General features: G+C 67.0%; 26 protein-coding genes. 3 read left to right on the top strand and 23 right to left on the bottom strand.

Annotation, left to right across the window (positions count from 1 at the left end):
* Positions 1 to 73 precede the first annotated feature (73 nt).
* Complete coding sequence (locus G9Q41_RS09160) at positions 74 to 1,357, bottom strand: site-2 protease family protein (protein WP_092522950.1); 1,284 nt, start codon at positions 1,355 to 1,357, stop codon at positions 74 to 76.
* Positions 1,357 to 2,619, bottom strand: coding sequence for a 1-deoxy-D-xylulose-5-phosphate reductoisomerase (gene dxr, locus G9Q41_RS09165; RefSeq protein WP_092522952.1), 1,263 nt, complete (start codon positions 2,617 to 2,619; stop codon positions 1,357 to 1,359). The genes G9Q41_RS09160 and dxr overlap by 1 nt, the downstream gene beginning before the upstream one ends.
* Positions 2,620 to 2,867: 248 nt before the next feature.
* Here dxr and G9Q41_RS09170 point away from each other — a divergent pair, with 248 nt between their 5' ends.
* Positions 2,868 to 3,167: a DUF2631 domain-containing protein gene (locus G9Q41_RS09170; protein WP_092522954.1), complete on the top strand. Its 300-nt coding sequence runs from the start codon at positions 2,868 to 2,870 to the stop codon at positions 3,165 to 3,167.
* 247 nt (positions 3,168 to 3,414) lie between these two features.
* On the opposite strand, the gene rlmN is transcribed toward G9Q41_RS09170, so the two are convergent.
* A complete protein-coding gene (gene rlmN, locus G9Q41_RS09175; protein WP_092522956.1) occupies positions 3,415 to 4,530 on the bottom strand; it encodes a 23S rRNA (adenine(2503)-C(2))-methyltransferase RlmN in 1,116 nt (371 codons plus the stop codon).
* A 186-nt stretch (positions 4,531 to 4,716) separates the two neighbouring features.
* Between rlmN and G9Q41_RS09180 the strand changes: the two genes are divergently transcribed.
* Positions 4,717 to 5,403, top strand: coding sequence for a metal-dependent transcriptional regulator (locus tag G9Q41_RS09180; RefSeq protein ID WP_165632378.1), 687 nt, complete (start codon positions 4,717 to 4,719; stop codon positions 5,401 to 5,403).
* Positions 5,404 to 5,566: 163 nt separating this feature from the next.
* Here G9Q41_RS09180 and G9Q41_RS09185 read toward each other — a convergent pair whose 3' ends face one another.
* The 6 genes from G9Q41_RS09185 to rpsB all read right to left on the bottom strand — a co-directional run bounded on the left by G9Q41_RS09185 (position 5,567) and on the right by rpsB (position 10,559).
* Positions 5,567 to 5,992, bottom strand: a complete 426-nt coding sequence (locus G9Q41_RS09185) for a hypothetical protein (protein WP_242687250.1) — start codon at positions 5,990 to 5,992, stop codon at positions 5,567 to 5,569.
* A gap of 343 nt (positions 5,993 to 6,335) precedes the next feature.
* Complete coding sequence (locus G9Q41_RS09190) at positions 6,336 to 7,181, bottom strand: phosphatidate cytidylyltransferase (RefSeq protein ID WP_092522961.1); 846 nt, start codon at positions 7,179 to 7,181, stop codon at positions 6,336 to 6,338.
* A 40-nt stretch (positions 7,182 to 7,221) separates the two neighbouring features.
* Positions 7,222 to 7,779 (bottom strand): ribosome recycling factor, encoded by a 558-nt coding sequence (gene frr / locus G9Q41_RS09195; RefSeq protein WP_092522963.1) that lies wholly within the window; start codon positions 7,777 to 7,779, stop codon positions 7,222 to 7,224.
* 120 nt (positions 7,780 to 7,899) lie between these two features.
* Positions 7,900 to 8,649, bottom strand: coding sequence for a UMP kinase (gene pyrH / locus G9Q41_RS09200; RefSeq protein WP_092522966.1), 750 nt, complete (start codon positions 8,647 to 8,649; stop codon positions 7,900 to 7,902).
* Positions 8,650 to 8,812: 163 nt separating this feature from the next.
* Positions 8,813 to 9,628, bottom strand: coding sequence for a translation elongation factor Ts (gene tsf / locus G9Q41_RS09205; protein ID WP_092522969.1), 816 nt, complete (start codon positions 9,626 to 9,628; stop codon positions 8,813 to 8,815).
* 94 nt (positions 9,629 to 9,722) lie between these two features.
* Positions 9,723 to 10,559, bottom strand: a complete 837-nt coding sequence (gene rpsB, locus G9Q41_RS09210) for a 30S ribosomal protein S2 (protein WP_017974037.1) — start codon at positions 10,557 to 10,559, stop codon at positions 9,723 to 9,725.
* Between the two features lie 503 nt (positions 10,560 to 11,062).
* Here rpsB and G9Q41_RS09215 point away from each other — a divergent pair.
* Positions 11,063 to 11,620 carry a M23 family metallopeptidase gene (locus G9Q41_RS09215; protein WP_092527207.1) on the top strand — a complete coding sequence of 186 codons (558 nt, stop codon included), beginning with the start codon at positions 11,063 to 11,065 and terminating at the stop codon, positions 11,618 to 11,620.
* 30 nt (positions 11,621 to 11,650) lie between these two features.
* Here the strand turns inward: G9Q41_RS09215 and whiG are convergent, their stop codons facing one another.
* From whiG to G9Q41_RS22655, 14 genes are all read right to left on the bottom strand, one after another.
* Positions 11,651 to 12,634 (bottom strand): RNA polymerase sigma factor WhiG, encoded by a 984-nt coding sequence (gene whiG, locus G9Q41_RS09220; protein ID WP_165632379.1) that lies wholly within the window; start codon positions 12,632 to 12,634, stop codon positions 11,651 to 11,653.
* On the bottom strand, positions 12,609 to 13,586 hold the full coding sequence (locus G9Q41_RS09225) for a tyrosine recombinase XerC (protein ID WP_092522975.1): 978 nt from the start codon (positions 13,584 to 13,586) through the stop codon (positions 12,609 to 12,611). Before G9Q41_RS09225 ends, whiG begins: the two co-directional genes overlap by 26 nt.
* A gap of 69 nt (positions 13,587 to 13,655) precedes the next feature.
* Positions 13,656 to 14,801: a DNA-processing protein DprA gene (gene dprA / locus G9Q41_RS09230; protein ID WP_165632380.1), complete on the bottom strand. Its 1,146-nt coding sequence runs from the start codon at positions 14,799 to 14,801 to the stop codon at positions 13,656 to 13,658.
* Positions 14,798 to 16,321 (bottom strand): YifB family Mg chelatase-like AAA ATPase, encoded by a 1,524-nt coding sequence (locus G9Q41_RS09235; protein ID WP_165632381.1) that lies wholly within the window; start codon positions 16,319 to 16,321, stop codon positions 14,798 to 14,800. Before G9Q41_RS09235 ends, dprA begins: the two co-directional genes overlap by 4 nt.
* 1 nt (position 16,322) lies before the next feature.
* On the bottom strand, positions 16,323 to 16,724 hold the full coding sequence (locus G9Q41_RS09240) for a YraN family protein (protein ID WP_165632382.1): 402 nt from the start codon (positions 16,722 to 16,724) through the stop codon (positions 16,323 to 16,325).
* 310 nt (positions 16,725 to 17,034) lie between these two features.
* Positions 17,035 to 17,358 carry a DUF2469 domain-containing protein gene (locus G9Q41_RS09245; protein WP_017974030.1) on the bottom strand — a complete coding sequence of 108 codons (324 nt, stop codon included), beginning with the start codon at positions 17,356 to 17,358 and terminating at the stop codon, positions 17,035 to 17,037.
* Positions 17,359 to 17,391: 33 nt separating this feature from the next.
* Positions 17,392 to 18,162, bottom strand: a complete 771-nt coding sequence (locus tag G9Q41_RS09250) for a ribonuclease HII (RefSeq protein ID WP_347567502.1) — start codon at positions 18,160 to 18,162, stop codon at positions 17,392 to 17,394.
* 2 nt (positions 18,163 to 18,164) lie between these two features.
* Entirely contained in the window at positions 18,165 to 19,115 is a 951-nt protein-coding gene (gene lepB / locus G9Q41_RS09255; protein ID WP_347567503.1) for a signal peptidase I, read from the bottom strand.
* Between the two features lie 380 nt (positions 19,116 to 19,495).
* Positions 19,496 to 19,852, bottom strand: a complete 357-nt coding sequence (rplS, locus tag G9Q41_RS09260) for a 50S ribosomal protein L19 (protein ID WP_092522982.1) — start codon at positions 19,850 to 19,852, stop codon at positions 19,496 to 19,498.
* A 387-nt stretch (positions 19,853 to 20,239) separates the two neighbouring features.
* The gene (gene trmD / locus G9Q41_RS09265; RefSeq protein WP_092522984.1) at positions 20,240 to 21,067 is read right to left on the bottom strand and encodes a tRNA (guanosine(37)-N1)-methyltransferase TrmD; all 828 of its coding nucleotides are present in this window, start codon (positions 21,065 to 21,067) and stop codon (positions 20,240 to 20,242) included.
* A gap of 125 nt (positions 21,068 to 21,192) precedes the next feature.
* Positions 21,193 to 21,741: a ribosome maturation factor RimM gene (rimM, locus tag G9Q41_RS09270; RefSeq protein ID WP_092522987.1), complete on the bottom strand. Its 549-nt coding sequence runs from the start codon at positions 21,739 to 21,741 to the stop codon at positions 21,193 to 21,195.
* A gap of 9 nt (positions 21,742 to 21,750) precedes the next feature.
* Positions 21,751 to 21,990, bottom strand: a complete 240-nt coding sequence (locus G9Q41_RS09275; protein WP_092522989.1) for an RNA-binding protein — start codon at positions 21,988 to 21,990, stop codon at positions 21,751 to 21,753.
* Positions 21,987 to 22,439: a 30S ribosomal protein S16 gene (rpsP, locus tag G9Q41_RS09280; RefSeq protein ID WP_092522991.1), complete on the bottom strand. Its 453-nt coding sequence runs from the start codon at positions 22,437 to 22,439 to the stop codon at positions 21,987 to 21,989. Before rpsP ends, G9Q41_RS09275 begins: the two co-directional genes overlap by 4 nt.
* Before the next feature lie 232 nt (positions 22,440 to 22,671).
* A complete protein-coding gene (locus G9Q41_RS22655) occupies positions 22,672 to 23,463 on the bottom strand; it encodes a type II CAAX endopeptidase family protein (protein ID WP_092522993.1) in 792 nt (263 codons plus the stop codon).
* Positions 23,464 to 23,488: the final 25 nt, after the last annotated feature.

The raw sequence follows: 23,488 nt of genomic DNA on the forward strand, positions 1-23,488 counted from the left end.
CCCAACCGAAACGGTTCACTCCACGAGAGGCGCGGAAAGCACGAACCGCTCGCCGGATCGCGGCAACAGCCACTCAGGTCAGTGTGACCGGGTTCACAATATCCGCGACCAGCACCAGCAGGGAATAGGCGATGAACACGAGGCTGACCACGTACGCCACCGGCATCAGCTTCGCGGTGTCGAAAGGTCCCGGATCGGGCCTGCGCACCAGCCTGGCGAGCTTGCGCCGCAGGGACTCCCACAGCGCTCCGGCTATGTGCCCGCCGTCCAGCGGCAGGATCGGCAGCATGTTGATCAGAAACAGCGAGAGGTTCACCCCGGCGAGGAGCTGGACCATGGTGATCATCCGCGCGCCGACCGAGAGCTCGTCGTAGGAGAGCACCTCACCACCAAGCCGACTGGCACCGACCACGCCGACCGGGGAGTCGGACTCCCTCTCCTGCCCACCGATCGCGGCGACCAGGTCCGGGACCTTGCTGGGCAGTTCGACCACCTTCTGCGCCGTCATGCCGATCATGGAACCGATCCGCGTGACCACGTCCCCGAAGCTCTGCCGGACCAGGTGCTGGGTCGGGGTGATCCCGAGGAAACCGACCTCCACGTACTCGTCCGAATCATTGATCTTCGGCTGGGTGTTGGGAATCAGATCGGGGTGCAGGGTCAGCGTCCGTCCGTCCCGCTCCACCACCACCGTCGCGGTGCCCGTGGAGTTCCGGATCGAGCCGCGCAGCTCCTGCCAGGACTCGACCCGCTCGCCGTTGAAGCTCACGATCTCGTCGTCGGGTCGGAATCCCGCCTGGGCCGCGGGGGACTTCGGGGCCCCTTCCGGGCACTCGCTGACGTTCTGGGCCTTCGCCGAGACCACGCACTCGCTGACCGAGCTGACCGTCGTGGTGGGCTGGGCCACGCCGTAGGCCATCAGCACGGTCGTGAAGATGCCTACCGCGAGGATCAGGTTCATGAACGGCCCAGCGGCCATCACGATGATCCGCTTCCACGGCTTGCGCTGGTAGAACTGCCGGTGCGAGTCCTCGGGGCGCACCTCCTCGGCAACCGCCTGCCTGGCGTCCTCGACCATCGCCCGCCAGGGCGCGGAGGAAGCGGTCCGACCGTACTCCTGCTCCTTCTGCGGCGGGAACATTCCGATCATCCGGATGAAACCGCCGAACGGAACGGCCTTGACCCCGTACTCGGTCTCACCCTTCTTCCTGGAGAAGATCGTCCGACCGAACCCGACCATGTACTGCGTCACCTTGACGCCGAACATCTTCGCCGTCGTCAGGTGACCGAGTTCGTGCCAAGCGATCGAAAACAGCAGCCCGAGGAAGAAAATCAGGATGCCGAGCACGACAAGCATCAATGCGCTCTTTCCATACCGGCGAGTTCGCGGGCTCGGGAGCGGGCCCACTCCTCGGATTCGAAAATCTCGTCCACGCTGGCCGGCTCGGCACGCCACGCGTCGGCCTCGGCCAGCACCCTCTCGACAGTCTGCACGATACTGGTGAAACGGCTGTTACCCGCGACGAACGCCGCAACAGCCTCCTCGTTCGCCGCATTGTATACGGCGGGCAGACAGCCGCCCTCCTTTCCGGCGTGGCGTGCCAGCCCGACCGCGGGGAACGCCGCGTCGTCCAAGGGCTCGAACGTCCACGAGGAAGCCTGCGCGAAGTCGAGCCGCGGAGTGCCACCGTCCACCCGACGCGGCCAGCCCAGCCCCAGTGCGATCGGCAACCGCATGTCCGGGGGGCTGGCCTGCGCCATGGTGGCCCCGTCCGCGTAGGTGACCATCGAGTGCACGATCGACTGCGGGTGCACCACCACGTCGATGCGGTCGTAATCCACCCCGAACAGGAGGTGGGCCTCGATCAGCTCCAGGCTCTTGTTCACCATGGTGGCCGAATTGATGGTCACCACCGTACCCATCGACCAGGTGGGGTGCGCCAAGGCCTGATCGACCGTGACCTCGTGCAACTCCTCCTCGGAGTAACCGCGGAACGGTCCTCCCGAGGCGGTCAGCACCAAGCGCTGGACCTCGTCCGCGTCCCCCGCGCGCAGGCACTGCGCCAACGCGGAGTGCTCCGAGTCCACCGGAGTGATCTGCCCCGGAGCGGCCGCGCGCTGCACCAGCGGACCGCCCGCGATCAACGACTCCTTGTTCGCCAGGGCCAGCCGCGAGCCGGACTCCAGCGCGGCCAGCGTGGGACGCAACCCACGCGAACCGTCCATACCGTTGAGCACGACGTCGGCCTCGGTGTCCCGGACCAGCTCGGTGGCCGCGTCCGGCCCGGCGAACAGCCGCGGCAGCCGGAACCGCCCCTCCGCGTAGCCGAGGCGCTGCGCCTCGGCGTACAGGGCCAGCTGCACGTCCTCCACCGCCGTGCCCCGGGCCACCGCGACGGCTTCGACCTCGAACTCGAGGGCCTGGGCCGCCAGGGTCGCCGGATCGTTGCCCCCAGCGGCGATGCCGAGCACCCGGAAGGCGCCCGGGTTGCGCCGGATCACCTCGAGAGCCTGGGTACCGATCGAGCCGGTCGAGCCCAGCAACGTCACACCGCACGGTGAGCCGCGGTCGTTTTCCTGCCTGTCCTTGCCTGGTTGGGCGGAGACCATCGTGCTCATTATTGCCGATTCCCTCCCGGAAGCGACGCCGCGGGCCGTCGCGGCCGTGCGCGTATGGCGTAACGCACCAGCGGTCCACCCAGAACCGTGGCACGGGTGTGCGAAGATGGTCGCGCATCGGCGGGTTCGCGTGCTGCTTCGTGTGCTGCGCGGCCCGAGCGGCCTGCGCCGGAAGGCGAGCTCCGCGATGTGAAGGAACCGGCGTCCGCGGTTTCACCTCGATTCCGCGACGGGCACAGGAGGGGAACGTGGCAAACACGGAGCTGGAGCAGACCCATCACGAACAGGCGCCGACCCAGGCCGTCGATCCCGCCGAGGAACCCTCGGTCGAGTGGGGGTGGCACGGCTCGTTCCCGAAGGGCATCCAGATCGCCGGTTGGTTCAGCACGTTCGCGATGGTGATGATGCTGATCGGCAATCACCAGGGAATACTCAGCGGCGGCGGGCACTTCATCAGCGCCGACATCTGGTTGATCGCCATCGCCGCCGTGATGGCGGTCGCACTGCTCTACGACCTGCGGCGGCGCAGGACCTCTTGGCGGCGGTGAAGCACCTCCGCACGAACGGAGCAACGAGCCGAGGGGCGGTCGTCGTGGGAGTTCCCCGATCGACCGCCCCTCGAATCATCGGCACTCGTGAGCTCGGCCGGCTCCGGCGCGTGAGCCGGCCGCGCTGCGCGGCAGCAGCAGGGCGCTCGGCGGCAGCACTGCTGCCCGCGGGTCCTCCAGCGCTGTCACCACACCGACCGCGCCGGTTCCACCCGTGCCCCAGCAGCGCGAAAACCGGTCACGCGGCTCAGAGGTTCTCCGCGGCCAGCTGACCGCAGGCCGCCGCGATCTCCTGGCCGCGCGTGTCCCGCACCGTGCAGGAAACGCCCGCGTCCTGCACCCGGCGCACGAACTCCCGCTCCACGGGTTTCGGGCTCGCGTCCCACTTGCTTCCCGGAGTCGGGTTCAGCGGGATGACGTTGACGTGGGCGAACCTTCCGAGCTGCTTGTGCAGCAGCTTCCCGAGCAGATCGGCCCGCCACGGGTGGTCGTTCATGTCGCGGATCAACGCGTACTCGATCGAAACGCGCCTGCCGGTGTGCTCCGCGTAGCCGCGGGCGGCCTCGAGCACCTCCTCGACCTTCCACCGGTTGTTGACCGGAACCAGGGTGTCCCTGAGTTCGTCGTCCGGGGTGTGCAGCGACACGGCCAGCGTCACCTGCAGCCCCTCCTGGGTCATCTTCCGGATGGCCGGGGCCAGACCGACGGTCGAGATGGTGACCGAACGCTGCGAGAGCCCCAGTCCGTCCGGAGCGGGATCGCAGATGCGGTGCACCGCGTCGATGACCCTGCGGTAGTTGGCCAGCGGTTCGCCCATGCCCATGAAGACGACGTTGGACAACCTGCCCGGACCACCGGGCACCTCGCCGTCCCGCATCATCGCGGCGGCCTGGCGGACCTGGTCCACGATCTCCGCGGTGGACAGGTTGCGCTGCAGCCCTCCCTGGCCAGTGGCGCAGAACGGGCAGGCCATGCCGCAACCGGCCTGGCTGGAGATGCACACGGTCGCCCGGTCGGGGTAGCGCATCAGAACGCTTTCGAGCGTGGTCCCGTCGTGGGCCCGCCAAAGCGTCTTGCGGGTTTCCCCCTCATCCGTGTCAAGATTGTGGACGGGAGTGAGCAGGGTGGGCAGCAGTTCGTTGGCCAGCCGATCCCTGCTTGCGGCAGGAACATCGCTCATGTCCTGCGCATCGGCTGTGAGCCTGCCGAAGTAGTGTTGCGCGAGCTGGCGAGCACGAAACGGCTTCTCGCCGAGCTCCGTGACGGCAGCACGACGCTGCTCTCCGGAAAGGTCCGCGAGATGTCTTGGTGGCATGCCCCGTTTGGGAGCGTCGAAGACGAGAGGAAGAGACGTCGAGCTCATAACGACCCCATTGTCCCACGGAGCCGCCCGCAGGAGCTCAGCGGCCACACGCGGACACCGCGAGGGGCGGCTCTCCGCCGGTGACTCCTCCCCGGGCAGCCCCGCGGAAGAGCCGAACCCGATCACCGCACGGGATTCGTCCCACAGGTCGGGGACTCGCGGAGAACTACCTCTTATGGTGAAGTCATGACTGGCACGGTCGAGCGCCACTCAGCCTCCGTGGAGGACTACGTCCGAACCATCTACGGCCTCAGCGAACGCGGATCCTCGGTCACCAACACGACGCTCACGAGCCGACTCGGACTGAGCCCCTCCTCCGTGTCGGGCATGATCACCAAGCTCGCGCAGCTCGGGTTGGTCACGCACGAGAGGTACCGCAGCGTGGAGTTGACCACCACGGGCCGCAGACTCGCCTGCGACGTCCTGCGCAGGCACCGGCTGCTGGAGCAGTTCCTCGTCGAGGTGCTCGACTACACCTGGGACGAGGTGCACCAGGAGGCCGACGCACTGGAGCACGCCGTCTCCGACGAGCTCATCGAGCACATCGCGAGCAAACTCGGTCACCCGACCCACGATCCGCACGGTGATCCGATCCCCACCGCCGAGGGCGTGGTGGAGAAACCGACCACGAAGCTGCTCGACCAACTGGCCCCCGGAACGGTGGGCACCATAGCCCGGGTCTGGGACACCGACTCGGAACTGCTCCGCTATCTCACCGACCACGGGATGACCCTGGGCAATCGGATCGAGGTCGTCGAGCGCAAGCCCTTCGGCGGCCCGCTGGTGGTGCGGGTCGGTTCGGCTGAGGAGGCCGAGACGCACTTCCTCGGTTCCGAGATCGCCCAGACCCTGTCCATAACCGTGCAGCACTAGGCAGCACCGGCAGGAGGGCACCGGCCTGCCCGGTTTTCCCTAGGGACACCGCGGCACCACTTCTCGAACCACTTCCCGAACGGCGCTGTCCCGCGCCGACGACACGCGGAAGACGTCAGAAGCACGTCCGGCGAAGCACTACCCGGTACGGCTCACGTGATCGTCACTGCCGGAACACCCCCGAGGTTCCGAACCGCGCCTGCCCCTCGGCATCCGCTCCGGAACCGTGCTCGTCCGGAAACGTGCGCCCCTCCTCCGCGCGATGGGCTCCGAGGGCCGCGAGCAGCAGATCGAACCTGCTGTCGGTGAGCCGCACCACCACGTACCCGAAGAGGAGCAATCCCAACAGCACCAGCCCGGCCACCCAGAGCAGCCCGGCTCCCTGCGCCAACAGCACGACCGACACCGCCAGCGCCAGCCCCGCGGCGAACCCCAGCGCCCGTGCCAGCGCGACCCTCGTCGACAAAGCGCGATACAGCGGATAGTGCCTGCGTAAATAGCGTTCCGCCCGAACGCGCTCGGCGCGTTCCATGCGGGCGATCTCGTCCAGGCTCGCGCTGATCGCCTTACCGGATCCCCCAGAAATCAACAAACTACCCTCGCCAGCCGGAACCGATCCCCTGCCGAAAATCCGATCGTTCTCGTTCAACGACCACAACTCAGTCGATCATGAAACGCCCGGCGGGACAAGGCTGCATTCGGGGGAGCTTCGCCTCCTGCACGATCCGTTCCCGGAAGCGGGCGATCGCGGGATCCGAATCGACCGAACGCCGGCGGGAGAACGCGGCACACCACTCGAGGAGGCCTTCGGTCCCGGATCCCGCGCAGATACCACACGCACCCGTGAACGAGCTCGTGGAACGAACGAGACTGCTGGACGCGCAGCTCACGGCGGCGCACGAACCGGGGCCTCCGCGCGGGGAAGCCCCGATTCAGCTGGGAATCAACCAGAACAGGGTCCCCCACGCGACGACGGCGGAGGGAAGCAATGAGTCCATCCGGTCCATGAGACCGCCGTGGCCGGGCAACAGGGTCCCCATGTCCTTGATGTCGAGATCGCGCTTGATCAACGATTCCATCAGGTCCCCGAGGGTGGAGCTGCACACGACGGCGATGCCGAAGAGCACTCCGGCCCACCACGTGCCCCCCAGCAGCAGACTCACCGAGAGCGCGCCCGCCACCACGCCCGCGGACAGCGAGCCGGCGAACCCTTCCCAGGACTTGTTCGGACTCACCCGGGGCGCCATCGGGTGACGTCCGAGGAACACGCCCGAGGCGTAGCCCGCCGTGTCGGAGGCGACCACCCCGATCATGAAGCACAACGCCCGCAGCCCCCCGTCGGGAGGCACCACCAGCATCGCCGCGAAAGCGGCGAACATCGAGACGTAGGAGCTGGTGAACACCGACGCCGTCACGTCACGCAGATAGCCGTCCACGCCCAGCCGAACACGCCAGGCCAGGCACACCAGCGTGGTGAGCGCGAAGGCCACCAGAACACCGGAAAAACCGAACGGCCAGGACAACCAGATCATCGCCTGACCGCCCACCAGAACCGGCGGCAGGGCCAACCGGATCCCCGAACCCCGGCGCAACGCCCCGGCCAGTTCGACGGTGGAGAGCGCGGCGGCCACTGCCACGATCCCGATGAACGAGTGCCGATAGGTCAACAGCGCGGTGACGATCCCCGCGCCGAGCAACAAGCCAACCGCCAGCGCGGCGGGCAGGTTGCGGCCCGCACGCGAAGAACGTGCGGATCCGTCCGGCACGTCGGTCGACATTCCGGACTCACCTTCGCGCTGGCCAGTCGTCACCACGCCGTCAGACCTCGAGCAGTTCCGATTCCTTGTTCTTGACCAGTTCGTCAACCTGCGAAACGTGGCGCTGGGTGATGTTTTCCAGTTCCTTCTCACCACGCACGCCCTCGTCCTCGCCGACTTCCCCGTCCTTGACGGTTCGGTCGATCTCCTCCTTGGCCTTGCGCCGCAGGCTGCGCAGGGTGATGCGGGCGTCCTCACCCTTCTGCTTGGCGAGCTTGGCCATCTCCTTGCGGCGCTCCTCGGTCAACTGCGGAACCTGCACCCGGATGACCTTGCCGTCGTTGCTGGGGTTGACTCCCAGGTTCGAGTTGCGGACCGCCCGTTCCATGGCGCCGAGCTGACTGGCGTCATAGGGTTTGATGACCACGAGCCGGCCCTCCGGCACGTTTATGCTCGCCAACTGGTTCAACGGCGTCGGCGAACCGTAGTAGTCGACGACGATGCCGGAGAACATCGCCGGATTCGCACGGCCGGTGCGAACGGTGGCCAAGTCGTCCTTGGCCACCTCCACCGCTTTCTGCATCTTCTCTTCGGCTTCGAGAAGAGTCTCGTCAATCACGGCTGCTCCTTCGGTGTGGGGCCGGCAGACTCCGACGGTCGATACAGGTCGTACTCACTCGACCCGACGAGTACCGGACCGATTCACGGACAGGATCCCAAATCGACCCTCGCCAGTCCGTTACCCGGGGGTACTGACCAGCGTCCCGATTTTCGCACCGCTGGCAGCGCGCGCGATGTTGCCTTCCTCGAGAAGATTGAAGACCAGAATGCGCATGTGATTGTCCATGCACAGGCTGAACGCCGTCGCATCGGCCACTTTGAGACCGCGTTCCAGAACCTCACGGTGCGTGATGCTCTCGAACAGTTCCGCGGAGGGCGTTGTCCTCGGGTCCGCGGAGTAGACGCCGTCCACGCCCTTGGCCATCAGCACGACTTCCGCGCCGATCTCCAGTGCACGCTGGGCGGCCGCCGTGTCGGTGGAGAAGTACGGCATCCCCGTACCCGCACCGAAGATCACGACCCGCCCCTTCTCCAGGTGCCGACTGGCACGCCGCGGGATGTACGGCTCGGCGACCTGCCCCATGCTGATGGAGGTCATCACACGAGTGTCGATCCCGTGCTCGCGCTCCAGGAAGTCCTGCAACGCCAGGCAGTTCATCGTGGTGCCCAGCATCGCCATGTAGTCGCCGCGCGCCCGCTCCATGCCGCGCTGCTGCAATTCCGCACCGCGGAAGAAATTGCCGCCACCGATGACGACCGCGACCTCGACTCCATTGGCGACCACCTCGGCGAGCTGACGCGCGATCGTACCAACGACGTCGGGATCGACTCCCACACTGCCGCCGCCGAACATCTCCCCACCGAGCTTGAGCAATACCCTCCGGTAGCCGCTCTCACCCGCCTGCCCAACGGATACGCCGTCAGTCACTCGTTCCTCCTGAGAAAACGCCCCGCCCTCGGAAGACGAAGGCGGGGCGCGAACATCGATTCTCGCGGACCGCTCCGGACACACCCGGGTTGCTCCGGTTCACATCCTGGCTGCCGGATCCGCAGCGTGCACGGCAGGCTGGAGCGGATCCGTCACGGAACGATCAGGACTGGCCGACCTCAAACCTCGTGAAACGGGTGATGCTGACGCCGGCCTCGTCGAGCAGATCCCGGACAGTCCTCTTGTTGTCCTGGACCGAGGGCTGCTCGAGCAGCACGTTGTCCTTGTAGAAGCCGTTGAGCCGCCCCTCGATGATCTTGGGCATGGCCTGCTCCGGCTTGCCCTCGGAACGGGCGGTCTCCTCGGCGATCCTGCGCTCGTTGGCGACGACGTCCTCGGGCACGTCGTCCTTGGACAGGTACTGCGGCTTCAGGGCCGCGATCTGCATCGCGGCACCGCGGGCGGCTTCCTCGTCAGAGCCGGTGTACTCGACCTGCACCCCCACGGCGGGCGGGAGCCCCGCGGCACGCCGGTGCAGGTAGGTCGCGACCTGCCCCTCGAAGATGCTGACCCTGCGCAGTTCCAGCTTCTCACCGATCTTCGCGGCGAGGTCGTGGATCGCGTTGCCGACCGTGGTGTCCCCGAGCGGGGTCTCCTTCACGGTCTCCACATCGGTGGAGTTGACGTCCTTGACCGCGGCAACGATCTTGTCCGCGAGCTCGACGAACTCCTCGTTCTTGGCCACGAAGTCGGTCTCGCTGTTCAGCTCGAGCAGCACTCCGTCGCCGCCTGCGACCAGACCTTCCGCCGTGGAACGCTCGGCACGCTTGCCCACGTCCTTGGCGCCCTTGATGCGCAGGTTCTCGATCGCCTTGTCGAAGTCGCCCTCGGTCTCCTCGAGCGCCTTCTTGCAATCCATCATGCCGGAGCCGGTGATTTCGCGAAGGCGCTTCACGTCGGCCGCACTGTAATTCGCCATCGTGCGTCGTCCATCCTCGTTGGAATGTCTGGCGGGGGAAATGGGAATGGAGGAGGCGTGCCCGAGCACCCCGTGCCCGGGCACGCCTCACAGATCACGACTGCGCGGGTTGCTCAGTCGCCTCGGAGTTCGTCGCCGCTTCCGACTCACCGGAACCGGTCAGCAGCTCCTTCTCCCACTCGGCGAGCGGCTCCTCGGAGCTCTCCTGCTTGCCCTCGCCGGCCTCGGCGCTGTCCCCGCGTCCGCTGCGGGCCATCAGGCCCTCCGCGACACCGTCGGCGACGACCCTGGTCAGCATGGCCGCGGACCGGATCGCGTCGTCGTTACCGGGGATGGGGTAGTCCACCTCGTCCGGGTCACAGTTGGTGTCGAGGATAGCCACGATCGGGATGCCCAGCTTCTTGGCCTCGCCGACCGCGATGTGTTCCTTCTTGGTGTCCACGATCCAGATCGCGCTCGGGACCTTGGACATGTCGCGGATACCGCCCAGGGTCCGCTCCAGCTTCTCCTTCTCGCGGGTCAGCATCAAGATCTCCTTCTTGGTGCGACCCTCGAAACCGCCGGTCTGCTCCATCGTCTCCAGCTCCTTGAGACGCTGCAGCCTGCGGTGCACGGTCTGGAAGTTGGTGAGCATGCCACCCAGCCAACGCTGGTTGACGAACGGCATGCCGACCCGCTGCGCCTGCTCGGCGATGGCTTCCTGCGCCTGCTTCTTCGTCCCCACGAAGAGAACGGTTCCGCCGTGGGCGACAGTCTGCTTGACGAAGTCGTAGGCCCCGTCGATGTAGGACAGGGTCTTCTGCAGGTCGATGATGTAGATGCCGTTGCGCTCGGTGAAGATGTAGCGCTTCATCTTCGGGTTCCAGCGGCGGGTCTGGTGCCCGAAATGCACGCCACTGTCGAGCAGCTGCTTCATGGTGACGACGGCCATAGCCTGGTTCGCACCTCACATGTCGGGCGCGTCGGGATCCGACGCGCGATTTCGGTTGCCGCGATGGATCGGGCGATCCACCACCCTGGTACGCGCCGGGACCATCGCCCGAAGAAGTTCCAGCAGAACGAACCCCGGGACCGTTGACGGAACCGCACGACCGATTCACCACTGCCCTCGAAATCCCACCGGACGACCGTTGTTACCGGCCGTAACACCGGCTGCGCCGGGTAAACCCCGGATCACCCCCCCGGGGCGATCCGTACCGATGCGAACGAGAGCCGCCGGCGGATCGAACTCCGGACGGCATTCGAGCACCGTCGTGATCAGGTCGATACGCGCGCACGCGAAGTCGACTCGCTTCTCATGAGCCGCAGGTACGAGTGTACTCCACGGCCCCGGACGTCAGAAGCGTGGTAACGATTTCCACAGGTGCCCCGGTTGTCCACCGCGCGCGGGCTCGGGGATGGCACGTGGCGAAGCACCACAGCACCGTCGATCACATGCGTACTCGCGTGCTCGTGCTCACGGTCCTTTCGACGGTGTTCTGCGGCCTCGTGGTCGGCGAGTTCCTCGGGCGGGCCCACTCCGGACACGTCCCCGAGTCCCCCGGCGCGAGAGCCACGGCCCCGCCATGGCTCGTGCTGTCTCCCCCGCTGGGGACGCGCACCGAGGTGACCACCCCCTTCCACGTGCCGAACTCCCCCTACGAAGCCGGGCACAGAGGAGTCGACCTCCTCGGACGCGAGGGGCAACCCGTCCGCGCCGCGGCAGCAGGCACCGTCGTCCACGCCGGAGTCGTGGTGGACCGTCCCGTGGTCTCCGTCGAACACGACAACGGGCTGCGCACGACTTACGAGCCGGTCAGCCCTCAGGTGGTCGAGGGCCAAGCGGTACGGCGCGGCCAGCTCATCGGAACCCTCGTGGCCGGGCATCCCGACTGCGCACGCACCCCGCCGCACGCCTGCCTGCACTGGGGACTGCGCAACGGTGCGAAGTACCTCGATCCGCTGGAGCGGCTCGAATCGCCCGCGGGAGGGACACGTCTGCTGCCTTGGTGAGCGCGCGGCGCGGACCCCGCACGGGGTGAATCAGTGGTTCGCTTCGGTGAGCTTGCCGCGCAGGCGCAGCACGGCCCGGGTGTGCAGCTGACACACGCGGGACTCCGTCACGCCGAGCACTTTGCCGATCTCCGCCAGCGTCAGGTTCTCGAAGTAGTAAAGCGTCACGACGATGCGATCCCGGTCGCTGAGACGTTCCACCGCCTCGGCCAACTGCCGCCTGCTGTCCCTGTTCACGAGCGTGTTGACCGGGTCCTCGGCCCGATCGTCCGGCAATGTCTCCGCCAGGGAGGCAGTGCCACGCCCCACTCCGATGAGGTCGTCCAACGCGACGACGCTGGTCATCTGCAACTGCGCGAAGAGCTCCCGCAGCTCCTCGGTGCTCAGCGACAGCTCCTCCGCCAGTTCTGCGTCGGTGGCGGTGCGCTGCAACTTGGCTTCCAACCGCTCCAGCGCGCGTTCGACGTCCCTGGCTCGGCTACGCACCGAGCGCGGGACCCAGTCCTGGGCGCGGAGATCGTCGAGTATCGCTCCGCGGATACGCTGCATCGCGTAGGTCTCGAACTTCAGACCGCGCTCCGGTTCGAACTTCTCGATCGCGTCGACGAGGCCGAACACTCCGGACTGGATCAGGTCGGAGACCTCCACGTGGGCGGGCAGCCCCGTTCCGACGCGTCCGGCCACGTACTTCACCAGGGGTGCGTAGTGCAGTACCAGCCGATCACGAAGCTCCTGATCGCGGTTCTGGCCGAAGGCGTGCCACAGAGCGGTTATACCGGCTTCGACGTCCTCACCATCGCGCTCCGGACAGTGCTCCGAAGAGGTCTCGTTCTGCTGCCAGCGTGCGCCCCGAAGCATGGGATCGAGTTGGGAAACTCCCCCGTTGGAGGATCCGCCGCTCCGGAAACGCTGTTCCGATTTTCCTGCCTCGATGGCCGGTCCGAGGCCGGATCGTGCGCTCGCCGATCGGGCTTCGCCCCCGGCATCGTCAGGAACGGGGGTGGGTTCGCTCATGGATCGCCTTCAACCGTTCGACGGTCACGTGAGTGTAGAGCTGCGTCGTTGAAAGCGTAGCGTGACCGAGCAACTCCTGGACGCTACGCAGATCGGCTCCACCTTCCAGAAGGTGTGTAGCGGCTGAATGCCGTAATCCGTGCGGACCGATCCTCGCCGCGTCCTGCACGGTGCCGACGGACTCGTACACGATCCGCCGGGCGCTGCGTGGGTTCAACCTCCCTCCTCGCGCGCCGAGGAACAGGGCGTCCCCCGAAGCGGAACGCTCCAGCCTCGAACGCCCACTGTCCAGCCAGCGGCGCAACGCGCGATCCGCGGGTGTGCCGAAAGGCACTGCGCGCTGCCTGTCCCCCTTGCCCACCACTCGCAGCACGAGGCTCTCGTGGTCGACGTCCCCGCGATCGAGCCTGCACAGCTCCGACACCCGTACTCCCGTGGCGTAGAGCAGCTCGAGCACTGCGTGATCGCGCAGGGCGACCGGATCCTCCTGCTCGCTGCCCGCTTCGGAGGAGCGCAGTACGGATTCGGCTTGATCTCTGCGCAGCACGGAAGGCAGTTGGCGCTGCTTCCGCGGGATCCGGAGCCGCGGACCGGGATCACCGGACAAGTACCCCCTGGCGTGTGCCCAGCTGGTGAAGGCCCGCGCCGAGGCCGCCCTGCGGGCGAGCGTGGACCTGCTGGTCCCGCGCTCGTGCTCGGCGGCCAACCAAGCGCGCAGCAGCGCGATGTCGATCTCCTCGATGCCGTGTTCCACCTCGTCGTCGCCGACGAGCTGCTCGAGCAGGGACACGACATCGGCGACATAAGCACGCACTGTGTGATCGGACATGCCGCGTTCCCAGCACAGGTGCCGTTCGAACCGGTCGAGCTCCGTCGCGAGCCGCTCCGGGAGTCGCTCACGCGCCGCGAGCAGATCCGGTCGCTGCGCGTGATCCGATCGTTTCTGATTCATGCCAGGTGACATTGCTGGGTGGCTCCACCGGGGTCAAGTAACACATCGCCACGATACGCGCTTGATTTATCACTGCTTGCATCGTGTCCATCCCTCGTCCCCGAACGCGGCCAAACCGGACATTTCGAGTTCCGTCAGGCAGCTGAGCACCGTCCGCTCGGGCAGTCCCGTCTCGAGAACGAGCTGTTCCACGTGACGGGCTCGACCGAAGTGAAGCGAGTCGCACACGCGCTTGGCGTTCCCGTCGAGGCCGTCCGTGGACCGCTGCGGTGTCCCACCACCCGCCTCGGGAGTCTTCCCCACTCCGAGAACGGCTTCCAGCACCTCGTTGACACCGGTCACCAGGATCCCGCCGTTCGAGCGGATCAGCTCGTGACAGCCCGCCGAGTTCGCCGAGCTCACCGGCCCCGGAATCGCCATGACCGGATTCCCCAGGCTGTCCGTGGTAGCTGCCGTGTTGGCCGCACCGCTTCGCAGCCCCGCCTCGACGACCACGGTGCCCTCGGCCAGGGCCGCGATCAAACGGTTGCGAACCAGAAAGCGGTGCTTGCGCGGAGGCGTCCCCGGCGCGTACTCGCTGAGGACCAGACCGCGCTCGGCGATCTCGCCGAGCAGTCGGGCGTGGCCCGCCGGGTAGTCCCTGTCCGGTCCGCACGCGAGCACGGCCACCGTGGCCCCGCCCCCGGCCAGCGCCCCCCGGTGAGCCGCACCGTCGATTCCGTAGGCCGCGCCGGAGAGCACACCGACTCCGGCTGTCCCGAGTCCGTAGCCGAGTTCCGCGGCCACGTTCTCCCCGTAGCCCGTGGCCGCACGGGTCCCCACGAGCGCGACTGAGGGCTCCGCGAAGATCTCGGTGGCCGTACCGCGACACCACAGCGCCACCGGTGCCACGAGCTTTTCCATCCCCAGGTCCGTCGCCCTGGCCAACGCTGCCATGTGTCGGCCCGGCCATGCGTCGTGCTCCGGTCCGAGCAACCGGACCCCGCAGCGTTGCGCGTGTTCGAGCAGCCGCGCACCCGAGACGTGGCTGCGTCGTGCCTCCACTTCCTCGGCCACGTCCCGGGGGAATTCGCCTTCGGCCACGAGTTCGGCAGCCGCTACCGCACCGTGCTCCTCGATCAACCGGATCACTGCGGGGGCGGGCGGTTCCACCACAGCGGACAGGTACGCCCTGGCGAGCAGCACCTTCTCGTCAGGACCGGACGAATGGGTCATACCACCGTCCTTTCCCTGAACTGCAGAGCCGTGGCCACATGATCGGCGTCAGGACGCTCGGAACCGTCCAAATCGCTCAGCGTCCAGGCCACCCGCAGGCAGCGATCTGCTCCCCGTGCGGTCAGCGCTCCGGTGTCCAACCCGCGGTCCAGCAGGGCGGTCACCTTGCGCGGGAGAGCGAACTCACGCCGCAGCACCGGCCCGGGCACTTCGGAGTTCGACCGCCAGCCGTGCTCCCGCCAGCGCGCGGCGGCGGCCTCCCGCGCCCGGAGCACACGAGCACGAACCTCTTCGGAGGACTCCCGTTCCTGGTCGACGTGCAGATCCACCGTCGTCAGCGGACGCATCCGGACGCGCAGATCAGTGCGATCGAGCAGCGGGCCCGACAACTTGCCGAGATAGCGCCTGCGTGCGTGCGGTGTGCAGTGGCAGTCGGACTCCCGTGCGGGAGCGCACGGACAGGGGTTCGTGGCCAGGACCAGTTGGAAGCGCGCCGGGTATCGCAGCGTCCCGTCCTTCCGGGAAAGCCGCACCTCACCCTCCTCCAGAGCTGTGCGCAGCGACTCCAGCCGCTGCGCCCCGAACTCGCAGGCCTCGTCGATGAGCAGCACCCCGCGGTGAGCACGGCTGACCGCGCCCGGGACGGCAAGGCCCGAACCACCGCCGATCAGTCCCGCTACCGAGACCGAATGGTGCGGAGCCACGAACGGAGCCCTGCGCACGAGCGAGGTGTTCTCGGACAGCACGCCGGCCACGGAGTGAACCGCCGTGGTTTCCAGGGATTCCTCCGCCGAGAGCTCGGGCAACAGACCGCACAGGCGACGCGCCAGCATGGTTTTGCCCGTCCCCGGTGGACCGATCATCAGAAGGTGGTGCCCACCGGCAGCGGCGATCTCGAGAGCTCGCCGGGCGTCCGGTTGTCCCTTGACGTCGGCCAGGTCGAGCTCCTCCCCGGCCGCGTGCTCGGTTTCGGTTCCCCCGCTCGGGCATCCGAGCAGCTCCCCCTGCCCGCGGGCCCAGGAAACCACTTCACCGAGATGCTCGGCCCCCAGCACTTCGATCCCCTCAACCAAACGTGCCTCGGCCAACCCGCTCGCGGGCACGACGGCACGCTCGGCTCCACCCTCGACGGCCGCCAACAGCCCGGGAAGCAGGCCGGGGACCGAGCGAATGCGCCCGTCCAGCGCCAGTTCCCCGAAGAAGACCGTGCCCTCGATCCGGTGGTACGGAACCCGTTCGGAAGCAGTCAGCACCGCCATGGCCAACGCCGTGTCGAAGGACGTCCCCGTCTTGGGTAGGGCAGCCGGAGAGAGCGCCAAGGTGATGTTGGACTGCGGCCAGTCCTCCCCGCTGTTCCTGATGGCGGCACGTACCCGGTTCTTCGACTCCTGCAGCGCGGCGTCCGGCAATCCCAGCAACTGAACGCTCGGGACCCCGCCGGAACGAACGTCGGCCTCGATCTCCACCAGCACCCCGTCCACCCCGAACAGGGCCACCGCACGTGTGGTCCGCAATCCCACTTCAGCACACCTCCTGGTAATGCTCGATGCGGACCGGTTCCCCCGGGGGCCACAGCACGGAGAGCACGTCGAAGCGAACCGGACAGTTGTGCACGTCACGAGCTCGCAACCAGGCAGTGGCCAGTTCCCGCAACTTGCGCGCCTTGTGCGGGCCGACCGCCTCGACCGGTGAACCGTAATCGACGCCCGAACGCGTTTTGACCTCGCAGATCACCACGCTCTCCCCGTCGGTGCAGACGATGTCCAGCTCTCCCTGCGGACAGGTCCAGTTGCGTTCGAGCACCACCAGTCCCCGCTGCCGCAGGTACTCGGCAGCCAACCGTTCCCCCGCTCTGCCGAGCGCGTGCCTACGACCGTGCGTGTCGTCGTCGGACAGGGCGCCCGTAATCGGATTCGACGTCATGGAGCCTCCGAACTCGATCTGATTCGACGGCTCCAAACTGCCCACTCCGTCAGCTCCGCACCAGAGTCGATCTACCCAGTTGGGGAAGGTTCGAGGGGTTGTGGACAACCACAGTTCTTCACGGGTGCGGAGGCTCGGCAGGAGAGCAGCGCGCGGGAGCGGCGCAAAATCCGCCGGGGCGGCTCAAGGCGAGGAGGACGACTGGGCGAGCACGAGCAGTGCCCGCACGGCTCGTGCGACGAGAGCGCGCGATTGACCGCCCCGGCGGAGAAGTCGCACGGGGACGTTGCCGGGTGCGGGGAGAGCCCGGTCAGTTGAACGGAGGACCGCTGTCCGGCAGGCGCAGCTCGGGCTTGTCGAGTTCCTCCACGTTGACGTCCTTGAACGTGATCACCCGCACGTTCTTGACGAACCGGGCCGGGCGGTACATGTCCCAGACCCAGGCATCCGACATCGCCACTTCGAAGTAGACCTCGGTGTCCGAGTTGCGCACCTGCACGTCCACCCCGTTGGCCAGGTAGAAACGCCGCTCGGTCTCCACCACGTAGGTGAACTGGCCGACGATGTCGCGATACTCCTTGTAGAGCTGCAGCTCCATCTCGGTCTCGTACTTCTCGAGATCCTCGGCGCTCATGGCTGTGTGAGCCCTTCCCTGTCACTGGTCGGCCTACGGGTACCCAACGTCGGTGCCTCCATTGTCCATCACACCTTGATCAAAAGCATCGAACAATCCGGGATTACCACTGCTCCGCCGGGGTGAACGCATACCGTGCACACTCGCCGACCTGACGACGTTCGAGTAGCTCCACCGGTGGTGCACGCTCGGACCGTACGTGTGCAGGGCGTTCTGATGCGCCTGCGTCGAGTAGCCCTTGTGCCCGGAGAAACCGTAAACCGGGAACCGAGCGTGCAGCTCGGTCATCATCCGGTCCCTGCTCACCTTCGCCAGCACCGAGGCCGCCGCGACACAGGCGACCGCTCGGTCCCCCTTCCGAACGGCCACGCTCGGTGCCGCCAGCCCTCCTGCCCCGAACCCGTCCGTGAGCACGTACCCCGGATGCGTCCGGAGCCCGGCGACCGCGCGCCGCATCCCCTCCAGGTTCGCCGCGTGCACTCCCAGGGCGTCGATCTCACCGGATTCGACCGAAACCACGCAGTAACCGACCGCGAGTTCCCTGATCCGGCCGAACCACCACTCGCGGCTGCGCTCCGTGAGCAGTTTGGAGTCGGTCAGACCGTCGAAACGCTTCATGTCCGCCCGGCGCAGCGCACACGCGGCCACCACCATGGGGCCGGCACACGCACCGCGTCCCGCCTCGTCAACCCCGGCGACCGGACCGAGCCCCCGACGCTCCAAAGCGTTCTGCAGCGCCCAACTACCGGAGTCCCTCCGGACCACGGTGCGCGGCAGTTCCAGATCGGCGCTTCCTACACGCACGCTCAGTGATGCTCCCGCGAGTCCGTCCTGACCACCGGGGAAACAGTACGCCTGTACGCCCAGAACGCGGGGATAACCGTCAGGTAACCGAGCTCACCGGGCAAGCGGTCCCCCTCTTCACGGACCGACTCCGCCCCCAGGGCCATCGCCTGCGGGTTCTCCTCGTCGATGCCCTGCCACCTCGTCGGTGGCAGCACGATGAACTGCGCCTTGCCGATCACGTCGTCGACGGGCACGGCGCCCGCGCGGCCTCCGCCACCCTGGTATCGGGAGTCCAAGGAGTTGTTCCTGTTGTCGCCCATCACCCACAGGTGATCCTGCGGAACCCGCACCGGCCCGAACTCCTCCTGCTTCTTCGAGGGGCCGCTCCAATGAATGTAGGGCTCCTCCAGGGGTTCGCCGTCGACCAGGACTCTGTTGCGTTCGTCGCAACACTCGACCGTTTGGCCGCCGGTAGCGATGACCCGCTTGACGAAATCCTTCTCACCGGAATCGACGAGGTGCAGCATCGACCCCGCGCGCAGGAAGAAGCCGGCCACCGGATTGGACGGGGCGGCGGCGTCCCCGCTCTGCCCCTCCATCCAGGTGGTGGGCCCGCTGAAGACGACCACGTCCCCGGGCTGCGGCTCGCTGAAGCGGTAGGTGATCTTGTCGACGAGAATCCGGTCCTTGGTACAGCCGGGGCATCCCTGCAGCGTATTCATCATGGATTCGGAGGGAATGACGAATACTCGCGCCACGAACATCTGCAAAAGCACGGTCAGCAGCAACGCCGTGCCGACCAGGACGAACAGTTCCCACCAGAAAGATCCCTTTTTTCCCTTTTTCTCCCGTTTCGAGGAGTCGTGCTCCCCTGAACGCGGCTGGTCACCACGCTCGGCGCCTGCTTCCTCGTTCGGGTGCTCCTCTGCGGGATCTTCATCCGGTCCTGGAGAACGCATGACATCGGCCACCCGGCCAGCGTACTGGACCAGCGACGGGGCCTCCCCTTCACCCCGCCGAGTTCCCCACCTCCGAGCGGGCAGAACCGAGGGCTCGCGAAAAGCCGTGCGGTGCTGTTCCTCCCGAGGACAGGGGCGGGGTGACCTCCCGTGACATCCGGGGAAAGACGAGGTCGGATTCTCGACAACGTCCAGAACCGAAATATTTCACTCAATCGAAGGAAACACTTCGATCCCTCCCGGCCGAGAACGGCACGTTCCCCGAATCCGGCCGCGGAGAAGTGCCCGCCGGGGAGCGTAAAAGTGCACGACCCCGGCTCTTGGCCGGGATCGTGCACCGTCGATCCACTGTTCCGTCCGGCAGTCGATCACACTACCGACACCAGTCCGCGTCAGGCGTTCTTGACGGGCTTCTTCTCCTTGACCCGCGCAGCCTTACCAACCCGGTTACGCAGGTAGTACAGCTTGGCTCGCCGGACGTCGCCACGGGTGGCGACCTCGATCTTGGCGATGTTCGGGCTGTGTACCGGGAAGGTGCGCTCCACGCCGACACCGAAGGAGACCTTGCGCACGGTGAAGGTCTCCCGGATGCCGCCGCCCTGCCGGCGGATAACCACGCCCTGGAAGACCTGGACACGCTCGCGCGAACCCTCGATGACGCGGACGTGGACCTTCAGCGTGTCGCCGGGCCGGAAGTCTGGGATGTCGGAACGCATCGACTGGGCGTCCAGCGCGTCCAGCTTGTTCATCGGTGGTCCGTCCTCATCCGTGTCGTTGAACGTTCACTCACGACAGTGAAATCTGTTCAGGTGAGCCGCGACTCCTGCCGCGGCCGATGATCCGCTCAGCAGCCCCGCGAGGGGCCGCTCGGATCTACCCGTGGCGGGCCCGGCACCGCTTGTCCGAGCGATCCGGGTCGTCATCGAGCCGTTTATCGTCACCTCGTCCCACGAGGAAGACGCCTGCCGGAGCAGGAAATCCGCGGATACCGGTGGGTCGTCGACCGCACCGGCCGCATTACTTCTTCCGTTAGCCTATCAGCCGCGCTCAGCGTCCCCGAACCAGCCCCGCCTCGTCCGAGGTGAGCCTGCCGGGTGGAGGCTGAGCAAACCCCGCAGGGGCGGCGAGCACGAAGCCTACATCTCCGAGGTACCGCTCCCGGGAGCCTCCGGAGGTTCCTCCGCGCTCTCGGCCCCCGCGGGCGGACCTTCCGCCTCGGAGTCCGCCAGGCGGGCGAGCAGGGCCCGATCGCGGTCGTCCAACTGCTCGGGCGCCAGCGCGTTGATCAGGTCCGGACGCCGCGACGCGGTGCGTTCGAGCGCACGATCCCGCTGCCAGCGATCGACAGCGGCGTGGTCCCCCGAACGCAACACCTCGGGCACGGACAGGCCGCGCCAGGTTTCCGGGCGCGTGTAGCACGGCCCCTCCAGCAGCCCGTCCGAGAACGAGTCCTGCTCGGCGGAGGCGGGATTGCCGAGCACGCCGGGCAACAACCGCACCACGGCCTCGATCATGGTCAACGTCGCGACCTCGCCGCCGACGAGGACGTAGTCTCCGATGGAGACCTCCTCCACCGACATACGCCGAGCCGCGTCGTCGATCACACGCTGATCTATGCCCTCGTAACGCCCGCAGGCGAACACCAGGTGCTGTTCCTCCGACCAACGCCTAGCCGTCGGCTGATCGAAGGGAACCCCGGCCGGGGTCGGAATCACGAGCCGTGGCTGCTCGACGGCATCGGCGCAGACGCTGTCGAGGGCCTCCCCCCACACGCTCGGTTTCATCACCATGCCGGGCCCGCCCCCGTAGGGGCTGTCATCGACGGAGCGGTGGACGTCGTGCGTCCAGTCCCGCAGATCGTGCACTCCCACGGAGATCCTGCCGCGATCTATCGCCTTGCCCAGCAGGGCTTCACGCACCGGAGCGAGGTAGTCGGGAAAGATCGTCAGAACATCGATCCGCATCGCTACCGAACTCCAACTCCGATCCGTGTGGAACAGGTCCGTCCCGGCCGCTCGGCCCGGGAGGAACGACCTTCGGGACAGGCCCTCGGCGCCCCAGTCGCCGGACCAAATCGGCGGGCATCCCCTCAGAACCGGTCAAGCAGTCCTTCCGGGGGATCGACGACCAGGACTCCCCGCTCGACGCTCACCTCGACGACGATGTCGTTGACGAAGGGAACCAGCGCCTCGTGCTGCTCCTGCTCGAGGGAGATGCTCAGCAGTTCTCCGGCAGGGGTGTGCACCACTCCGACCACGCTTCCCAGCACGGTGTCGTCCGGCCGTCGGACCGACAACCCCTCCAGCTGGTAGTCGTGGAACTCGTCGGGATCGTCCAGCGCTTCCAGCTCGTCCCGGTTCACGGTGAGCAGAGCTCCGCGCAACCGCTCCGCCGCATCACGCGAGGAAATCCCTTCGGCTTCCACCAGTAGCCGCCCGGCGTGCCACCGGGCGGCTACCAGCTCGAGCGACGACTCGGGATCACCGCCCCCGGACTTGCGTACGACTCCCAGGACGGCTCCCGCGACGAAGCGGCGGTCCGGACTGTCCGAGCGAACCTCCACGACGAACTCGCCGCGCACACCGTGCGGTTTGACCACACGACCGACGACCAGTGGAGCAGCCTGTTGTTCAGCCATAACCGCCGCTCAGCGATCGGTGTCTACCACGTCGACGCGGATACCGCGCCCACCGACGCCGGAAACGACAGTGCGCAGCGCAGTCGCGGTACGCCCGCCCCTTCCGATGACCTTGCCGAGGTCATCGGGATTGACGTGCACCTCGAGAGTGCGACCGCGACGGGTCGACGACGATTCGACGCGCACCTCGTCGGGATTGTCCACGATCCCCCGCACGAGATGTTCCAAGGCGTCCGCGAGGACAGTCACGCCTGGCCTTCCTCGGACTGCTCCTTGCTCTCCTCGTCGTCGGCCGCTGCCTCAGCCTTCTTGCCGCCCTTCTTCTTGGGCGTTGTGGCGTCGGCACCGGACTCCTCCTCGGCGGCCGAGAGAGCAGCCTCGAACATCTCCTGCTTGGACTTCTTGCCCTGCGGCTCCTTCAGGGTGCCCTCCGCTCCGGGCAACCCCTTGAACTTCTGCCAGTCCCCAGTCACCTTCAGCAGGTGCTGCACCCGCTCGGTGGGCTGGGCTCCGACGCTCAACCAGTACTGCGCACGCTCGGAGTCCACCTGGATGTGACTCGGCTGCTGCTTCGGGTGGTACTGGCCGATCGTCTCGATGTCCCGCCCGTCCCGGCGAGTCTTGGCATCGGCGACGACAATGCGGTAGTGCGGCTCGCGGATCTTACCCAGCCGCATCAATTTGATCTTTACTGCCACGGGTGGTGGTGCTCCTCAAACTCTCGTTCGTGCTCCGGTGAGCATCTCGAACAAACAGCGTCGGGCGCTACAGATGCTCATACTTCGACCAGCCACGAAGCGGTGAGAGAGCCCGCTCGTGGCGAACAGCTTCCTATTGTGCCAGACCACCTGCGAGTGGCCTCGAAGGAGTCCTCCGAAAAGCCCGTGACAGCCTCACGGCGTGCCTCTTGTCGACGAATCGACCTGGCTCTCAGGCAGGCAGCAGACCCAGCGACATGAGCAACAGACCCAGCGCGGGCAGGAAGTTGTTCACCTGGTGTGCCACGACGCTAGCAGTCAACCTTCCCGTGATGAGTCGCGCCAACCCGATCGGCAGGGCTATCACGAGCAACAGCACGGTACGCGCGGGCTCGAAGTGCCCGATGGCGAATATCGCCGTGGTGAGCAGAAACACCGTGACCTGGCTGAACCTGAGCTTTTCCATCGCCCCCCAGAGGAGTCCGCGGTAGAGCAACTCCTCGCAGATCGGGGCGACCAACCACACATGCAGAAAAATGACCACGGCGAGCACCGGGGGGAGTCGCACCTGTTCGAGCAGACTTCCCACTGCCGAGTTCGCCTGCTCCGTGCCGACCCACCTGGTCCAGATCATCGAGGCCACGGTGCTCAGCACCAGACCGCACATACCTATGCCCAGGCCGGTGCGCACATCGGAACGTCTCCAGCGCAGCCCGAAGTCCCGCACGGGACCGTTCCCCCGGACGAGCGTGGCCACGACGGCCACCGCACCGGCCAGCACGGTGGGAGCCATCAGGATCAGCACGAAGACGGGACCGACCCAGCTCCCGCTTCCGAAATCACCGAAAAACGTCGCCAAACCCACCGAGACCAGGACGAAAACGGCTTCGGCGAGGAAGAAGGCACCGAACCCCCATCGGGGAGCGCGTTCACCGGAACGCGCGACGTCCGGGGCCGTGTGATCGTGCTGGCAACGTTCCGGATCCGCACCACCGCCGGTTCCGGGAGGTTGCGGTGCGGCCACGAGCACCTCCGTACGTTCTGCCCAA

Source organism: Actinopolyspora sp. BKK2 (assembly GCF_011291845.1).
GTDB classification, from domain to species: Bacteria; Actinomycetota; Actinomycetes; order Mycobacteriales; family Pseudonocardiaceae; genus Actinopolyspora; species Actinopolyspora saharensis.